Raw genomic sequence first — 14,362 nt, 5'->3', positions numbered from 1 at the left:
CGCGCTAGCACAGGAGAATCGCCTTGACCGAGATCGCCAGCTCACCGGGCAACGTCATGGCTGTCGAGCCGTGGCCCGGCAAGGCCTACCCCCTCGGCGCCACCTACGACGGGTCCGGCACGAACTTCGCGTTGTTCAGTGAGGCCGCCGAGCTGGTCGAGTTGTGCCTGTTCGACGCGGACGGCACGGAAACCCGCATCACGCTGCCCGAGGTGGACGGATTCGTCTGGCACGGTTTTCTGCCCAACATCGAGCCCGGGCAGCGCTACGGCTACCGCATCCACGGCCCCTATGACCCCGGGGCCGGCGTGCGCTGCAACCCGAACAAGTTGCTGCTCGACCCCTACGCCAAGGCCATCGACGGGACGTTCGACTGGAACCAGTCGCTGTTCAGCTACAACTTCGGCGACCCCGACAGCCGCAACGACGACGACTCGGCGGCCAGCATGCCCAAGTGCGTGGTCATCAACCCGTACTTCGACTGGGGGGTGGACCGCCCGCCCGGCCACGAATACGCCGACTCCGTCATCTACGAGGCCCACATCAAAGGCCTCACCGAGACGCACCCCGACATCCCGGAGCAGATTCGCGGCACCTACGCCGCGGTCGCCCACCCGGCCATCATCGACCACCTGGTCGCGCTGGGGATCACCGCGATCGAGCTGATGCCGGTGCACCACTTCGCCAACGACTCCACGCTCGTCGACAAGGGCCTGTCCAACTACTGGGGCTACAACACCATCGGTTTCCTGGCCCCGGACTCCAAGTACAGCTCCAACCCCAACCCCGGCGGGCAGGTGCAGGAGTTCAAGACCATGGTGCGCACGCTGCACGAAGCGGGCATCGAGGTCATCCTCGACGTGGTCTACAACCACACCGCCGAGGGCAACCACCTGGGTCCGACGCTGTCGATGCGGGGCATCGACAATGCCGCCTACTACCGCCTCGTCGACGACGACAAGCGCTACTACATGGACTACACCGGAACCGGCAACAGCCTCAACGTCGGTCACCCGCATTCGCTGCAGCTGATCATGGATTCGCTGCGGTATTGGGTGACCGAGATGCACGTCGACGGGTTCCGTTTCGACCTGGCCTCCACCCTGGCCCGGGAGTTCTACGACGTCGACAAGTTGTCGACGTTCTTCGAACTCGTCCAGCAGGATCCGACGGTCAGTCAGGTCAAACTCATCGCCGAGCCGTGGGACGTCGGACCCGGCGGGTACCAGGTCGGCGGCTTCCCGCCGCAGTGGACGGAATGGAACGGCAAGTACCGCGACACCGTGCGCGACTACTGGCGCGGCGAGCCCGCCACCCTCGACGAGTTCGCCTCCCGGCTCACCGGCTCGGCCGATCTCTACGAGAACACCGCGCGGCGACCCGTCGCCTCGATCAACTTCATCACCGCCCACGACGGTTTCACGTTGCGGGACCTGGTCTCCTACAACGAGAAACACAACGAGGCCAACGGCGAGGACAACAACGACGGGGAAAGCCACAACCGGTCCTGGAACTGTGGCGCCGAAGGCCCCACCGAGGACGCCGAGGTCAACACGTTGCGCGCCCGGCAACAACGCAACTTCCTGACCACGCTGCTGCTGTCCCAGGGTGTCCCGATGATCGCGCACGGCGACGAACTCGGCCGCACCCAGCAGGGCAACAACAACGTGTACTGCCAGGACAACGAGCTGTCCTGGGTGGACTGGTCGGCGGCGGACACCGATCTGATGGAGTTCACCCGCACCGTGTCACAGCTGCGTACCGCGCATCCCGTGTTCCGCCGGCGCCGGTTCTTCACCGGGCAGCCCATCGAGGCGGGCGGACTGCCCGACATCCTGTGGCTCAACCCGGACGGCTCGGTCATGTCGAGCGAGGACTGGGGCACCGGTTACGCGAAGTCGATCGCGGTCTACCTCAACGGCAATGCCATTCCCTACATGGACCTGCGCGGAATCCGGGTCACCGACGCGTCGTTCCTGCTGTTCTTCAACGCCCACTACGAGCCGATCAAGTTCAAGGCGCCGAAGAAGAAGTTCGCGCCGCAGTGGCGCCCCCTCATCGACACGGCGACCGGGGTGGTGCCCGACGACGCGAAGACCCTCAAGGCGTCGGCCACCTTCGAGGTCGCCGCGCGCGGACTGGTCGTCCTCGAGGCCATCCCCGAGTAGCCCGAGCACCGGCCACCTGAAAGACGTTGCGCGACACTGCGCTTAGCAGCCCAGTTCAGCGTTTTTCGGCGCGCTGTGTGTTAGCTTGAAGATGCTGTGCAACCGTGACCGCCGAGTCGGCGTCGGGTTCCCGACTGCCGCCGGCCGGGCGGGCCGGAGTAGGAGCCGAAGAGCGGCGGTGACCTACCCGGCGGTCACGGTTGCCAGCTCTGCTCTCGACCTCCGCGGATCAACCGAGAATGCGCTGGATCGACCGCATCGGGATCGGCAGCCAGGACGGCCGGAACTTGGCCTCGTACGCGGCTTCGTAGATCGCCTTGTCGAGTTCGTAGGCGGCCAGCACCTCACCCGACTCGCGGGGGTCGGTTCCGGCCACCGCCGCGTAGCCCTCGCAGAACGCGGTGCTGTTGCGCTGGACCCATTCCCGTGCCCGCGCGGCAACCTGCCGGTCCCGCTCGTGGTCGGCGGACAGGTCGACCAGCCGCTGATAGGCGGCGTACTCGAAGGATCGCAGCACGCCGGCCACGTCGCGCAACGGGGAATCGGGCCTGCGCCGCTCCTCCAGCGGCTGTCCCGGCTCGCCTTCGAAGTCGATCAGCAGCCAGTTCTCCGGCGTGCGCAGCACCTGCCCCAGGTGCAGATCGCCGTGCACCCGCTGTACCGTGATCTGCTGGCCGGCGAGCTTGCGGTACCGCTCCTCGATCAGGGCGGCGTGCCCGCCCAGGTCGGGCACGGATGCGGCGGCGGACTGCAGCCGCTCGAGCACGGTGTCGACCGGGAAATCCATGGTGGACGTGCCGAGTTCGGCGGCCAGCGTGGCATGCACGGAGGCCACCGCCTCACCCAGCCGGTAGGACTCGCCGGCGAAGTCACCGCCGACTTCGTCGGCATAGAGGTCGCCCTCGGCGAACAGGTCGCGCGTGCTGGCCGTGGCCATGTCCCAGCCCTCGGCACTGTTGGCGGCGAACTCGGTCACCATGCCGAGCGCACAGGGCTGCGAACCCGCCGCATCCCAGGCGGTCTCATACGAGCCGAGCAGCGGCGCGATGTGTGGGTTGCCCGCCCGGGCCAGCACCCGGTTCAGCTCGATGTCGGGGTTGATGCCGGGGGTGAGGCGACGGAAGACCTTGAGCACCGCCCGGTCCTCGAAGATGACGCTGGTGTTGCTCTGCTCGACGCCCGCCATGCGCGGAACAGCGGTCGTCGGCAGGTCGGCGCCGGGTTCCTTCTCGAAGCGCAGAGCACCGATGGAGGCCGACGAATCGATCAGGGACAGCAGCTGTTGCGCCGCGTCGGGATCGTAGAGCGCATCGCAGGCCACCCGCTCCCCGTCGGGTCCCGCGACGGTTCCGATGGTGGCGACGTCGCTGTACTCGTCGATCGGCTCGGCGCCCCAGCGCAGCAGCACCTGGTAACGCTCTGTGCCGCCGTCGGTGTAGGCCACGTCGAGCAGCACCAGTTCGACGCCGTCGGACAACGCGGTGACGGCCGAAGGTCGTACGGAGGCCAGTTCTCGGCTGCGCCCGGCGTACCAGCGCTGGCTGACGATCCAGTCGGCGAAGGGCAGATTGTCGACGGTCATCACTGCTCGCCTCCCTCGGTGGGGTCGGGTCGCAGCATGAACCAGTAGAAGCCGTGGCCGGGGAGGGTGAGTAGATAGGGCAGATTGCCGATGCGGGGGAACTCGACGTGACCGGTCATCTCCACCGGGATGTGTCCGTTCCAGGCCTGCAGGTTGAGTTCGATGGGCTGCGGGAAACGCGACAGGTTGTTCACACACAGCACGACGTCGGTGCGGCCGTCCTGCTCCAGTTCGCGCACATACGCCAGCACCGACGGGTTGGTGCCGCCCAACTCGCGGAATGACCCGACCGCGAACGCATCGTGCCGGCGGCGGATGGACAGCATCGTGCGGGTCCAGTTCAACAGCGAGGTCGAGGTGTCGCGTTGGGCTTCGATGTTGACCGACTGGTAGCCGTAGATCGCATCCTGGTTGGGCGGCAGGTAGAGCCGCCCGGGGGTGGCGGTGGAGAATCCCGCGTTGCGGTCGGGGGTCCACTGCATCGGGGTGCGCACCGCGTCGCGGTCGCCCAGCCAGATGATGTCACCCATCCCGATCTCGTCGCCGTAGTACAGGACCGGCGAACCGGGCAGCGACAGCAGCAGCGCGGTGAACAGCTCCATCTGGTTGCGGTCGTTGTCCAGCAGCGGCGCCAGGCGCCGGCGGATGCCGACGTTGGCCTTCATGCGCGGATCCTTGGCGTACTCCGCGTACATGTAGTCGCGCTCTTCGTCGGTGACCATCTCCAGCGTCAGCTCGTCGTGGTTGCGCAGGAAGATCCCCCACTGCGCCATCTCCGGGATGTCCGGGGTCTGGGCGAGGATCTCCGAGATCGGGAAGCGCGACTCGCGGCGCACCGCCATGAAGATGCGGGGCATCAGCGGGAAGTGGAACGCCATGTGGCATTCGTCGCCACCGGTCTCGGGGTCCCCGAAGTACTCGACGACATCGGCGGGCCACTGGTTGGCTTCGGCGAGCAGCACCCGGCCCGGGAACTCGTCGTCGATGACCTTGCGGCAGTGCTTGAGGAAGGCGTGGGTCTCGGGCAAGTTCTCGCAGTTGGTGCCCTCCCGCTCGAACAGGTAGGGCACCGCGTCGAGGCGGAAGCCGTCGATGCCGAGGTCCAGCCAGAACCGCAGCACGTCGATCATCGCTTCCTGCACCGCAGGGTTGTCGTAGTTCAGGTCGGGCTGGTGCGAGAAGAACCGGTGCCAGTAGAACTGCCGCCGCACCGGGTCGAATGTCCAGTTGGACTCCTCGGTGTCGACGAAGATGATCCGCGCGTCGGGGTAGGGCTCGCTGGTGTCACTCCAGACGAAGAAATCGCCGTAGGGGCCGTCGGGATCACGGCGCGATTCCTGGAACCACGGATGCTGATCGGAGGTGTGGTTCATGACGAGGTCGGTGATGACGCGGATGCCGCGGCGGTGTGCGGCGTCGAGCAGCTCGACGAAATCCTCGACGGTGCCGAACTCGGGAAGGACCTTGTAGAAGTCCCGAATGTCGTAGCCGCCGTCGCGCAGCGGGGAGTCGTAGAAGGGCGGCAGCCACAGGCAGTCCACGCCCAGCCACTTCATGTAGTCCATTCGCTCGGTCAGGCCGCGTAGGTCGCCGATGCCGTCGGAGTTGGAGTCGTAGAAGGCGCGTACCAGAACCTCGTAGAAGACCGCCTTCTTGAACCACACGCGGTCCTCGGGGAGGGCGCGCGCGTGGGTGAAGTCTTCGGCGGTCGGGTGTTCGACTACCCCGTCTTCGACGTGGCTGCCCTCCGCCGGGCCTGCTGAGCGGGTGCGAGTGCTGTCGTCCATAGGTGTTTCCAACCTACCCAGGTCTGACGGAAATGAATCACCCGAGCGGAGCGAGAATCAGATCACCGAGCACCCGGCCCGCGCCGAAGCGGGTCAAGGCAGGAAGCGTTCGGCGCCGGGGGTGCGCACGTATCGCAGACTGTTGGCCTGCCGGTATCCGATGACACCGCCGCCGAACGTCAGCAGCAGCAGTCCCGCGACGCCGGGCAGGGCCACCGCGGCCAGCTCGGCCAGCGTCGGGTTGGTCAGCGCGCGGGGATATCCCAACCGAGGGGGTGGGCCGGACAGCGGGGTCGACACCGACTGCGGTGCCGATTCGGCACTCGGCGGCAGCGAGCCACGGATCACCGGGGTGCGCACACCGGCGGTGCCGGGCGCCGTCACACCTGGCGCGGGAGCGGCGACCGCCTCCACCGGCCGGGCGCCCTGCCCGCCCACGGTGGCGACGCGGGGCACCGCCACCACGAGCGGTGCGCGCATCACCGGGGCTTCGGACATCACGCCGCCGCCTCCGCCGCCCGCGGTGGTCGTGCCGGTCGCCGCGTCGACGACGGGCTCCTCCTCCTGGGTGCGGATGGACGGACCCGGCGGGGCCGGCGTGGGGTTGACGACCAGCGACTGGAGGAATCCCTGCAGGGTCGGTACGGAGACCTCGACGGTCGTGTAGAACGACGAGACCGTCGGCCACGTCCCGGCGGGTATCTCGTCGGCCGCAGGCAGGCGAGGCACCGGAATCCTCATGGTGATCGAGGAGTTGCTGTAGTCGAACATCCGCGGGGTTTTCGGCGGCGGGAGCGGACCGCGGCTGGAGCCGTCACGCTCACTTGCGGTGTCCTCGTCGTCGATCGGGACCAGGGTGTCGCCGTCGAAGTCCCCGAAGTCCCCGGATTCCGCGGCGTCGTCGAGTGCATCGGAGCGGATCGTCGGCGGATCGGAGTCGCCGGTTTCCCCGGCATCACCGTCGTCATCCCCGGCGGAATCGTCCGCGTCGGCTTTGCTGGCGGTGCTGTCCTCCCCCGAGCCGTCACCGGCACTGTCGGAACCCTGGCTGCTGGTTCCGGAATCGGAGGGCTGCGCGACGGCCGGCGCCGCGCCCGGGCCGGCGATCAACAGACCTGCCGAGACCAGACCGGCGAGCGCGGCGGCGCGCAACGAAGGCTCGCCCATGGTGCCCCAATTCTTGCCCGGATCGGTTGCTCGGCAGGTCGGTGTTCTCACCGAGATTCTCGCACATCCGCACCGCCGAATCCGCTGAGTGCAGTTGCTGACGGGAGACGATCAATCGACGTCCGCGTCATTTTGTTTCGGCGCCACGCCGACCCGATCCGGCCACCCGCTATCGTGCCGGGGGTGAGCTCCGCAGGCCCGACACGCGACCACGGTGATCCCGGCGACGCACCCACCGTCCCCCCTGCGCTGACCGAACCCGCCGACACCCGGCGCCCGTCGGCGGCCGAGGAGGCGCGAACCATCGCGGCAGCCACCAACACCGGCACCCTGGCCTCGCTGACCGCCGACGGGGACCCGTGGGCGTCGTTCGTCACCTACGGCTTGCTGGGCGGGGCACCGGTGCTGTGTGTGTCGAACCTGGCCGAGCACGGCCGCAACCTCGCCCACGACCCGCGAGCCAGCCTGGCGATCGTCGCCCCCAGCAGCCAGGCCGACCCGCTGGCCAGTGGCAGGGTCACGCTCGCCGGGCACGTCGAGCAGCCCGTCGGCGACGAACGCGACGCCGCCCGGGCCGCGCACCTGAGCGCGGTCGCCGCCGCGAGGTACTACATCGACTACAGCGACTTCACGCTGTGGGTGCTGCGGGTGTCCCGGGTGCGCTGGGTGGGCGGCTACGGCCGGATGGATTCGACGACGGGCCCGGACTACGCCGCCGCCGAACCGGATCCGGTGACCCCGCGGGCGGCGGGTGCGGTGGCGCACCTCAATGCCGACCATGCCGACAGCCTGGTGGCGATGGCCCGCACGCTGGGCGGCTATCCCGACACCGTCGCCGCGACCTGCACCAGCGCCGACCGATACGGCTTGGACCTGCGGCTGGACACCGATCGCGGGATGGCCTACACCCGAATCGGATACGCCGGCCCCATCAATTCGATCGACGAATTACGTTCGGCCACGGTCGAGTTGGCGCAACGGGCGCGCCGGAGCTGAACTACCATCCCCGTCATGGCTGAGCACAACCCTCCGCGCCCGCAGACCTGGCAGGCGGCGTTCGAGTTGATCCGCGACCGCGGACACGAGCACCGCGCCGAACCGTTCCGGCTGGCCAGCGGCCAACTCAGCCACGACTACATCGACGGCAAGTACGCCGTCGACACCGGAGAGCGCCTGGCGGTGGTCAGCCGCGCCGTCGCCGATCTCGCCTCGGCCCACGGCATCGAGTACGACGCCGTCGGGGGACTGACCATGGGTGCCGACCCGCTGGCACACGGCGTCGCAATGGTCACGGGCAAGGCGTGGTTCTCCGTGCGCAAGGAACAGAAGCAGCGCGGCCGGGAGCAGTGGATCGAGGGCACGCGCCTGCAGGCGGGTGACCGGGTCCTGCTCGTCGACGACGTCATCAGCACCGGCGGCTCCACCGAGATCGCCCTCGAGCGCGTGACCGCGCTGGGCGCCGTGGTCGCCGGCGTCATTCCGATGGTCGACCGCGGCGACATCGCCGCCGGCCGCTTCGCCGCCCGCGGTGTCCCCTTCGTCGCGTTGGTCAGCTACCGCGACCTGGGCATCGAGCCCGTTCGCGACGTCTGATACCTCAGTCGCGGACGACTCAGTCACGAACCACGAGGACGCCGTCGGGTTCCACTCCGACGGTGACGCGGTCGCCGGACGCCAGCCGCCGGGCAGCCGAACTCGGCATCTGGGCCGTCAGCGCCACCCCGTCCGCGAGCGTGATCGCAACCCGGGAGACGGCCCCGAGGAACGCCACCGAGGCGACCGTGGCCGAGCCCGCGGGATCACCACTCACGGTGAGGGATTCGGGCCGGACCCGGGCCGTGCCGGCGCCGTGGTCCACCGACCCCGGCAGGGTCGGGACGCCGACTCCGAGCAGCGTCGCCCGGCCGCCGGACACGTGTGCGGGCACCTTGTTGTTCAGGCCGACGAAGTCGGCGACGAACGGCGTTGCGGGGTGGGCGTACAGCTGCGCGGGCGCGGCCACCTGTTCCAGTCGACCCCTGTTCATGACCGCGACCCGGTCGGCTATCGCCAACGCCTCCTCCTGGTCGTGGGTGACGAGCAGCGTGGTGGTCCCCACCTCGGACTGGACCCGCCTGATCTCGTCGCGCAACTGGACGCGCACCTTGGCATCCAGCGCTGACAGCGGCTCGTCGAGCAGCAACACCTGCGGTTCGATCGCCAGCGCCCGGGCCAGCGCCACCCGCTGCTGCTGACCTCCCGACAACTCGGTGGCGTACCTGTCCGCATAGGCGGCCAGCCCGACCAGGTCGAGCATCCGGGCCGCGCGGTCGCGTCGCTCCCTTCTGCCCCTGCCACGCATCTTGAGCCCGAACGCGACGTTGTCGAGCACGCTCAGATGCGGGAACAGGCTGTAGGCCTGAAACACCATGCCCATATCGCGCCGGTTCGCCGGCGTCCGGTGCAGGTCCACCCCCGCCACCGACACCGTCCCCGACGTCGCCTCGTCCAACCCCGCCACGATCCGCAGCGCGGTGGTCTTCCCACACCCGGACGGGCCCAGCAGTGCCACCAGTTCACCGGGCCGGATGTGCAGCGTCAGGCCGTCGAGGGCTCGTGAGTCTCCGTAGACGCGGGTGAGTTCGTCGATGTCGAGGGCCTGACCGCCGTCCTCGCCGCGGCTCATCGCGCCGCCGCTGCGGTTCTGCGGCGCCGCCGGGTGAGCAGCGACAGCGCCGACAACAGGACGAAACCGAACACCAGCGTCGCCAGCGACGCGGCCACCGAGGTGGGGCCGTCGCTCTTGCCCAGCAGGACGATCTGCACCGGCAGGGTCTGGTATCCGCTCAGCGAGGCGATGGTGTACTCCCCCAGCACCACCGCGGTGGAGATGAACGCCGCCGACACCATGCCCGGCCAGATGTTGGGCACCACCACCTGCAGCGTGGCGGTGAACCACCCGGCTCCCAGCGAGCGGGCCGCCTCGGTGAGGGTGCGCAGATCCACGGCGGACAGCGAGGCGTCCAGTGCCCGGTACGCGAACGGCAGGACGACGACCACGTAGACGAACGCCAGCGTCAACGCCGACTCACCCAGTAGGTAGGTCACCCACAGATACACGTTGCGCAACCCGACCACGATCACCAGTGCCGGGATCGTCAGGGGCAGCAGGCACAGGAACTCGACCGGGCGCCTGGCCCACGGGGCCCGCAACCGCACCCAGATCATGGTCGGCACCAGCACGCTCAGCATCCCGGCCACCGTCAGGACCGCCAACAGCACCGACACCGCGATCGCGTCGTACAGCGCCTCGTCGTGCACCAGGTTCGCCCACGCCTGCCACGTGCGCCCGTCCCGGTTCCGGGTGGAGAAGTCGGCCATCGCGTACAGCGGGAACAGGAAGAACAACCCGAAGCCGACCCACAACATCGTCCGCGTCCACCGCGCACCGACGGTCACGACAGCCACCGATCGCTGCGGCGCACCACCAGGCGGTAGGCGGCCATGACGACCGCCACGACGACGATCATCTCCAACGCCAGCGAATACGCGAATCCGGCCTGCCCGAGCACCACGTCGCTGGTCAGAGCGGTGCGGATGAGCAGCGGCACGATCAGGCTGCCCTGACTGACCAGTGCCGCCGCGGTGGCGTATGCGGCGAACGCGTTGGCGAACAACAGCAGGACCGAACCGAGGAACGCCGGCCTCAACAGCGGCACGGCGACGTCGCGCCAGTAGGCCCACGTCGACGCACCCAGGCTGACGGCCGCCTCGCGCCACTGGCTGCGCAACCCTTCGAGAGCCGGGGTGAACACGATGACCATCAGCGGGATCTGAAAGTACGTGTACACCAACACCAGTCCGCCGAGGCTGTACAGCCATCCCGACCCGGCCAGGTTCCACCCGGTGAGCTGTTGCACCCACAATGTCAGCACGCCGTTCACCCCGACGGTGGCCAGGAACGCGAAAGCCAGTGCCACGCCGCCGAACTGGGCCAGCACACTACACAGGGCCAGCACCGCCCGCCGCAACGTCGAGTCGGGCGCAGCGCTGACGATCAACCAGGCCAGCACCGCTCCCGCCGCGGCACCCACCAGCGCGCTGATCGCGGACAGCAGCAGACTGTTCGTCAGCGCGGACAGCGCCGTGCGGGTGAACAGCGCCGCGATCCGGTCCAGTGTGAACACCCCGTCGGCGTAGACCGCGCCGATCAGCACCGTGATGGTCGGGATGATGAGGAACACCACCACGACGATGCCGAACGGCAACAGCGGCAATGCTTCCCGGAGCATCCGCGCGGCGCGGCGACCGGAGATGACCACCCTCAGCCCACAGCCGCGGCCCAGTTGTCCGCGAGGTACTTCGACGCGGCCTCGGTCTGCTGCGGTGTCGGCACCGTCACCGGGCCGTCCACGACGGGCAGCGCCGCGGCCACCGCCGGGTCGAGCGTCCCGTCGGCCAGCATGTTGTCGGCCCGGACCGGGCGAACCCCGCCCTCGGCGAACAGGTTCTGCCCCTCGTCGCTGTACAGGAACTCCTGCCACAAGCGGGCGGCCGCCGGGTGCGGAGCGTCCTTGTTGATGGCCTGGTAGTAGTAGCCGGCGACCGGGTTGTCCGGTGGGACAACGACGGTCCAGGACGGCAGCTTCTTCGTCTGCGCGGCGTTCGTGTAGTTCCAGTCGATGACGACCGGCGTCTGCCCGGACTCGATGGTCGCCGGTGTCGGGTCGACCGGAAGGAAGTTCCCTGCCTCGTTGAGTTGGGCGAAAAACTCGACACCGGGGGCGATGTCGTCGGCCGACCCGCCCTGCGACAACGCGGCCATCATGACCCCGGAGAACGCGGCTCCGGCCTGCGTCGGGTCACCGTTGAGGGCCACGCTGCCCCGGTATTCGGGTTCGAGTAGGTCGTCGACACCCGTGACCGGCGGCACGGCGGCCGAGTCGAAGCCGATCGACATGTAGCCACCGTAGTCGTTGACCCAGGTGCCGTCGGCATCCTTGAACGCCGCCGGGATGTCGTCGAACGTCTCGACCCGATAGGGCGCGAACATCGAGGTGTTGGCCAGCGCCACTGCCTGGCCCAGGTCGAACACATCGGGTGCGCTGCTGCGCCCCTTCTGCTGGTTGGCGGCGTTGATCTCGTCCTGGCTGGACGCATCCGGCTGCGCCGAGTTGACCTTGATGCCGTACTTGTCGGAGAAGGCCGAGATGATGGCTCCGTAGTTGGCCCAGTCCGGCGGCAGCGCAATGACATTCAGCTCGCCTTCGGCCTGGGCCGCTTCGACGAGCTCGGCCATCCCACCGAAGTCCGCGGCCGACGTCGTCTGCCCGGCCTCGACCCCGGACGGTGTCTCGGTTCCGGAGCCGTCGCGTTCCGGAGGTGCGCAGGCCACTGCGCCGACGAGCAGTGCACCGGTTGCCACCACACCCACCATCCGGGCCAGCCGGGCTCCGCACGAGATCGTCGAGAGAATCACTGCCGAACCTTCCGATGGTCGGACGGCCGTGGGGTGTCGGCCGGGTTACCGGTGCTCGACGTCTCGGTGAATGAATTCGACCCGCCCGGTGCGCCGGTGGTGACCCTACCCTGGTCTCATGTCGGGATTCGATGCAGCAGCGGGGTTCGATGCGCCAGTGCGGTTCTCGAGCTCGCCGGTCGCGGTGCTGGGCACGGTCGGCGCCGACGGCGCACCGCACCTGGTGCCGGTGGTGTTCGCGATGCCCGAAGGCCGCACCGACGTGCTGTACACCGCTGTGGACGCCAAGCCGAAGTCGACCAGGCGGCTGCGCCGACTGGCCAACATCGAAGCGAACCCGTCCGTGAGCCTGCTCGTCGACCACTACGACGACGACTGGAACCGGCTCTGGTGGGTGCGCGTCGACGGCACCGCCACGATCCACCTGCGCGGTGACGAGGTCGCCGCCGGATACGCCGCCCTGCGCGCCAAGTACCCCCAGTACCAACGCGTCGAACTGGACGGCCCGGTGATCACCGTCGCGGTCCGGCGCTGGTCGTCCTGGCAGGGGGGTTAGCCGGAAGTTCAGGCGGGGGCAGTCCGGAACGCGAATGGAGGTCAACCGGGCAGACATCCGAGATGCCCAGCGACAGAGTTGGTTCATCCGATTCCGCCCGCCGAGGAGCCCCGATGACCACCATGCGTCTTGCCCATGACGACGACCTCACCACACGCTTCGCCCGCGACGCGGTGCCGGCGATCGACGGACTGTACCGCCACGCATTCACGTTGACCCGCAACCACGCCGACGCCGAGGACCTGTTGCAGGACACCGCTGCCAGGGCGTACGCGTCGTTCGGGTCGTTCCAGCGGGGGACCAACCTGTCGGGCTGGCTCTACCGGATCATGGTCAACACGCACCGCAACAATCACCGCCGGCAACAGCACCGCCCGACACTGTGGCTCACCGACGAGTTCAGCGACCCTCAGCTGCTGACCCATGCGCGCCGCACCGCCGGCCCCGGCTCGGCCGAGGACGAGGTGCTCGCACGGGCCGGAGACCAGCGGGTGGCTGCCGCGATGCGGGGACTGCCCGCAACATATCGGACCGCGGTGTATCACGCCGACGTCGAGGGCCGCACGTACAAAGAGATCGCCGCGCTGACCGAGGTGCCGCTCGGCACCGTCATGTCGCGCGTGCATCGAGGCCGCATCCGGCTGCGCCGGGCGCTCGCCGAGCGCGCGGCGGCCTGATCCCGCTACGACTTGGCGATCGCGGCCTCGAGTTCCTCTTCGTAGGCGCCTTCGTCGCGACCCAGCGCGATCGTGCCCGCCACCATCGCCGCGGTGGCCACCGCGATCGCCACGGCGTCCCACCGCCCCACGTCGAGGTGTTCGCCCAGCACCACCGCCCCGAGAAGTACCGCGATCATCGGCTCCAGCACCAGCATGGTGGGCACCGAGGTCTGCAGGGACCCGGCGTGGAACGCCGACTGCTGCAACAGTGTCGCGATCACCCCGAGCACGGCCAGCAGATACAACACCGGGGTCGTCACCACCGCCAGCACGCCCTGATGGGTCAGCAGGTGCATGACGAGCTTGGTCAGCACCGCGACCACACCGAACAGCACACCGACCGCCACGGCCAGCAACACCGCGCGCCGCCAGCCGGCGGTACGCACCGCGACGACAACACAGGCCAGCACCGCGACGGTGCACACCACCGCGACGATCGCCGACGTGGACAGCGACGCGGCATAGTCGCCCGGGCTGGCCTTGGCCAGCACGACGAACACGGCCAGTGCCACGGTCAGCAACACCGCCCAGGCCCACTCGCCACGGGTGACCCGCCGGCGTGCCAGCCGCGCACTCAGTGGCAACGCGAACAACAGCGCCGACACCAGGATCGGTTGCACCAGCAGCAGCGACCCGGTCGCCAGCGCCAGCGCCTGGAACACATATCCGGCGATCGCGGCCCCGGTGCCCGCCCACCACAACGGCCGGCGGACGAGGGTCTTGAACATCACGGCGCTCACGCCGTACTCGGCCGGGACGTCGATGGTGGCGCGCTGTCGCACGACGATGCCGACCGCGAGGAACACCGCGGCCAGGAGCGCCAGAAGCACTGTCAGACCTTGGCCGATCACCCGACTAGGACAGCACACTTGCCTGAGCGTCGCCCACTCCGGTCGGATGTCGGCGCGGCGGACGCAGCCGGGCC

The 14,362-nt window shown here is 68.8% G+C and carries 13 protein-coding genes; 5 read left to right on the top strand and 8 right to left on the bottom strand.

From position 1 onward, the window contains the following. The first annotated feature begins 56 nt into the window (after positions 1 to 56). Positions 57 to 2,168, top strand: coding sequence for a glycogen debranching protein GlgX (glgX, locus tag ACEWX3_RS01225; RefSeq protein WP_374159988.1), 2,112 nt, complete (start codon positions 57 to 59; stop codon positions 2,166 to 2,168). A gap of 229 nt (positions 2,169 to 2,397) precedes the next feature. Here glgX and ACEWX3_RS01220 read toward each other — a convergent pair whose 3' ends face one another. From ACEWX3_RS01220 to ACEWX3_RS01210, 3 genes are all read right to left on the bottom strand, one after another. Further along, on the bottom strand, positions 2,398 to 3,750 hold the full coding sequence (locus ACEWX3_RS01220) for a maltokinase (protein WP_221358861.1): 1,353 nt from the start codon (positions 3,748 to 3,750) through the stop codon (positions 2,398 to 2,400). Continuing rightward, a complete protein-coding gene (treS, locus tag ACEWX3_RS01215; protein ID WP_207068608.1) occupies positions 3,750 to 5,537 on the bottom strand; it encodes a maltose alpha-D-glucosyltransferase in 1,788 nt (595 codons plus the stop codon). The genes ACEWX3_RS01220 and treS overlap by 1 nt, the downstream gene beginning before the upstream one ends. 93 nt (positions 5,538 to 5,630) lie before the next feature. After that, positions 5,631 to 6,704, bottom strand: a complete 1,074-nt coding sequence (locus ACEWX3_RS01210; protein WP_374158500.1) for a hypothetical protein — start codon at positions 6,702 to 6,704, stop codon at positions 5,631 to 5,633. 183 nt (positions 6,705 to 6,887) lie between these two features. On the opposite strand from ACEWX3_RS01210, the gene ACEWX3_RS01205 reads away from it, so the two are divergent. Together ACEWX3_RS01205 and ACEWX3_RS01200 are read left to right on the top strand one after the other, a co-directional pair. Then, positions 6,888 to 7,700: a HugZ family protein gene (locus ACEWX3_RS01205; RefSeq protein WP_374158499.1), complete on the top strand. Its 813-nt coding sequence runs from the start codon at positions 6,888 to 6,890 to the stop codon at positions 7,698 to 7,700. 15 nt (positions 7,701 to 7,715) lie between these two features. Further along, positions 7,716 to 8,297, top strand: a complete 582-nt coding sequence (locus ACEWX3_RS01200; protein ID WP_152519224.1) for an orotate phosphoribosyltransferase — start codon at positions 7,716 to 7,718, stop codon at positions 8,295 to 8,297. A 19-nt stretch (positions 8,298 to 8,316) separates the two neighbouring features. On the opposite strand, the gene ACEWX3_RS01195 is transcribed toward ACEWX3_RS01200, so the two are convergent. The 4 genes from ACEWX3_RS01195 to ACEWX3_RS01180 are packed head-to-tail and all read right to left on the bottom strand — an operon-like array spanning position 8,317 to position 12,120. Beyond that, positions 8,317 to 9,369, bottom strand: a complete 1,053-nt coding sequence (locus tag ACEWX3_RS01195; protein ID WP_374158498.1) for an ABC transporter ATP-binding protein — start codon at positions 9,367 to 9,369, stop codon at positions 8,317 to 8,319. After that, complete coding sequence (locus ACEWX3_RS01190; RefSeq protein ID WP_374159987.1) at positions 9,366 to 10,112, bottom strand: ABC transporter permease; 747 nt, start codon at positions 10,110 to 10,112, stop codon at positions 9,366 to 9,368. Before ACEWX3_RS01190 ends, ACEWX3_RS01195 begins: the two co-directional genes overlap by 4 nt. Before the next feature lie 26 nt (positions 10,113 to 10,138). Further along, positions 10,139 to 10,975 carry an ABC transporter permease gene (locus tag ACEWX3_RS01185; protein WP_374159986.1) on the bottom strand — a complete coding sequence of 279 codons (837 nt, stop codon included), beginning with the start codon at positions 10,973 to 10,975 and terminating at the stop codon, positions 10,139 to 10,141. Between the two features lie 32 nt (positions 10,976 to 11,007). Further along, positions 11,008 to 12,120, bottom strand: coding sequence for an ABC transporter substrate-binding protein (locus ACEWX3_RS01180; RefSeq protein ID WP_374159985.1), 1,113 nt, complete (start codon positions 12,118 to 12,120; stop codon positions 11,008 to 11,010). A 160-nt stretch (positions 12,121 to 12,280) separates the two neighbouring features. Between ACEWX3_RS01180 and ACEWX3_RS01175 the strand changes: the two genes are divergently transcribed. Both ACEWX3_RS01175 and ACEWX3_RS01170 read left to right on the top strand, forming a co-directional pair. After that, positions 12,281 to 12,718, top strand: coding sequence for a TIGR03668 family PPOX class F420-dependent oxidoreductase (locus ACEWX3_RS01175; RefSeq protein WP_374158497.1), 438 nt, complete (start codon positions 12,281 to 12,283; stop codon positions 12,716 to 12,718). A gap of 113 nt (positions 12,719 to 12,831) precedes the next feature. After that, positions 12,832 to 13,395 (top strand): sigma-70 family RNA polymerase sigma factor, encoded by a 564-nt coding sequence (locus tag ACEWX3_RS01170; protein WP_374158496.1) that lies wholly within the window; start codon positions 12,832 to 12,834, stop codon positions 13,393 to 13,395. A 5-nt stretch (positions 13,396 to 13,400) separates the two neighbouring features. Here the strand turns inward: ACEWX3_RS01170 and ACEWX3_RS01165 are convergent, their stop codons facing one another. Next, a complete protein-coding gene (locus ACEWX3_RS01165; protein WP_207068602.1) occupies positions 13,401 to 14,288 on the bottom strand; it encodes a DMT family transporter in 888 nt (295 codons plus the stop codon). Between the last annotated feature and the right edge of the window lie 74 nt (positions 14,289 to 14,362).

The sequence above is a fragment of the Mycobacterium sp. G7A2 genome, assembly GCF_041902445.1.
In the GTDB taxonomy this organism is placed as follows: Bacteria; Actinomycetota; Actinomycetes; order Mycobacteriales; family Mycobacteriaceae; genus Mycobacterium.
This window is presented reverse-complemented; position numbering and strand designations above follow the sequence as displayed.

Bases quoted from the DNA above. Each gene is read 5' to 3' on its own strand.
- glgX (WP_374159988.1), top strand. From the start codon at position 57: ATGGCTGTCGAGCCGTGGCCCGGCAAGGCCTACCCCCTCGGCGCCACC.
- ACEWX3_RS01220 (WP_221358861.1), bottom strand. From the start codon at position 3,750: ATGACCGTCGACAATCTGCCCTTCGCCGACTGGATCGTCAGCCAGCGC.
- treS (WP_207068608.1), bottom strand. From the start codon at position 5,537: ATGGACGACAGCACTCGCACCCGCTCAGCAGGCCCGGCGGAGGGCAGC.
- ACEWX3_RS01210 (WP_374158500.1), bottom strand. From the start codon at position 6,704: ATGGGCGAGCCTTCGTTGCGCGCCGCCGCGCTCGCCGGTCTGGTCTCG.
- ACEWX3_RS01200 (WP_152519224.1), top strand. From the start codon at position 7,716: ATGGCTGAGCACAACCCTCCGCGCCCGCAGACCTGGCAGGCGGCGTTC.
- ACEWX3_RS01195 (WP_374158498.1), bottom strand. From the start codon at position 9,369: ATGAGCCGCGGCGAGGACGGCGGTCAGGCCCTCGACATCGACGAACTC.
- ACEWX3_RS01190 (WP_374159987.1), bottom strand. From the start codon at position 10,112: ATGTTGTGGGTCGGCTTCGGGTTGTTCTTCCTGTTCCCGCTGTACGCG.
- ACEWX3_RS01185 (WP_374159986.1), bottom strand. From the start codon at position 10,975: ATGCTCCGGGAAGCATTGCCGCTGTTGCCGTTCGGCATCGTCGTGGTG.
- ACEWX3_RS01180 (WP_374159985.1), bottom strand. From the start codon at position 12,120: ATGGTGGGTGTGGTGGCAACCGGTGCACTGCTCGTCGGCGCAGTGGCC.
- ACEWX3_RS01175 (WP_374158497.1), top strand. From the start codon at position 12,281: ATGTCGGGATTCGATGCAGCAGCGGGGTTCGATGCGCCAGTGCGGTTC.
- ACEWX3_RS01170 (WP_374158496.1), top strand. From the start codon at position 12,832: ATGACCACCATGCGTCTTGCCCATGACGACGACCTCACCACACGCTTC.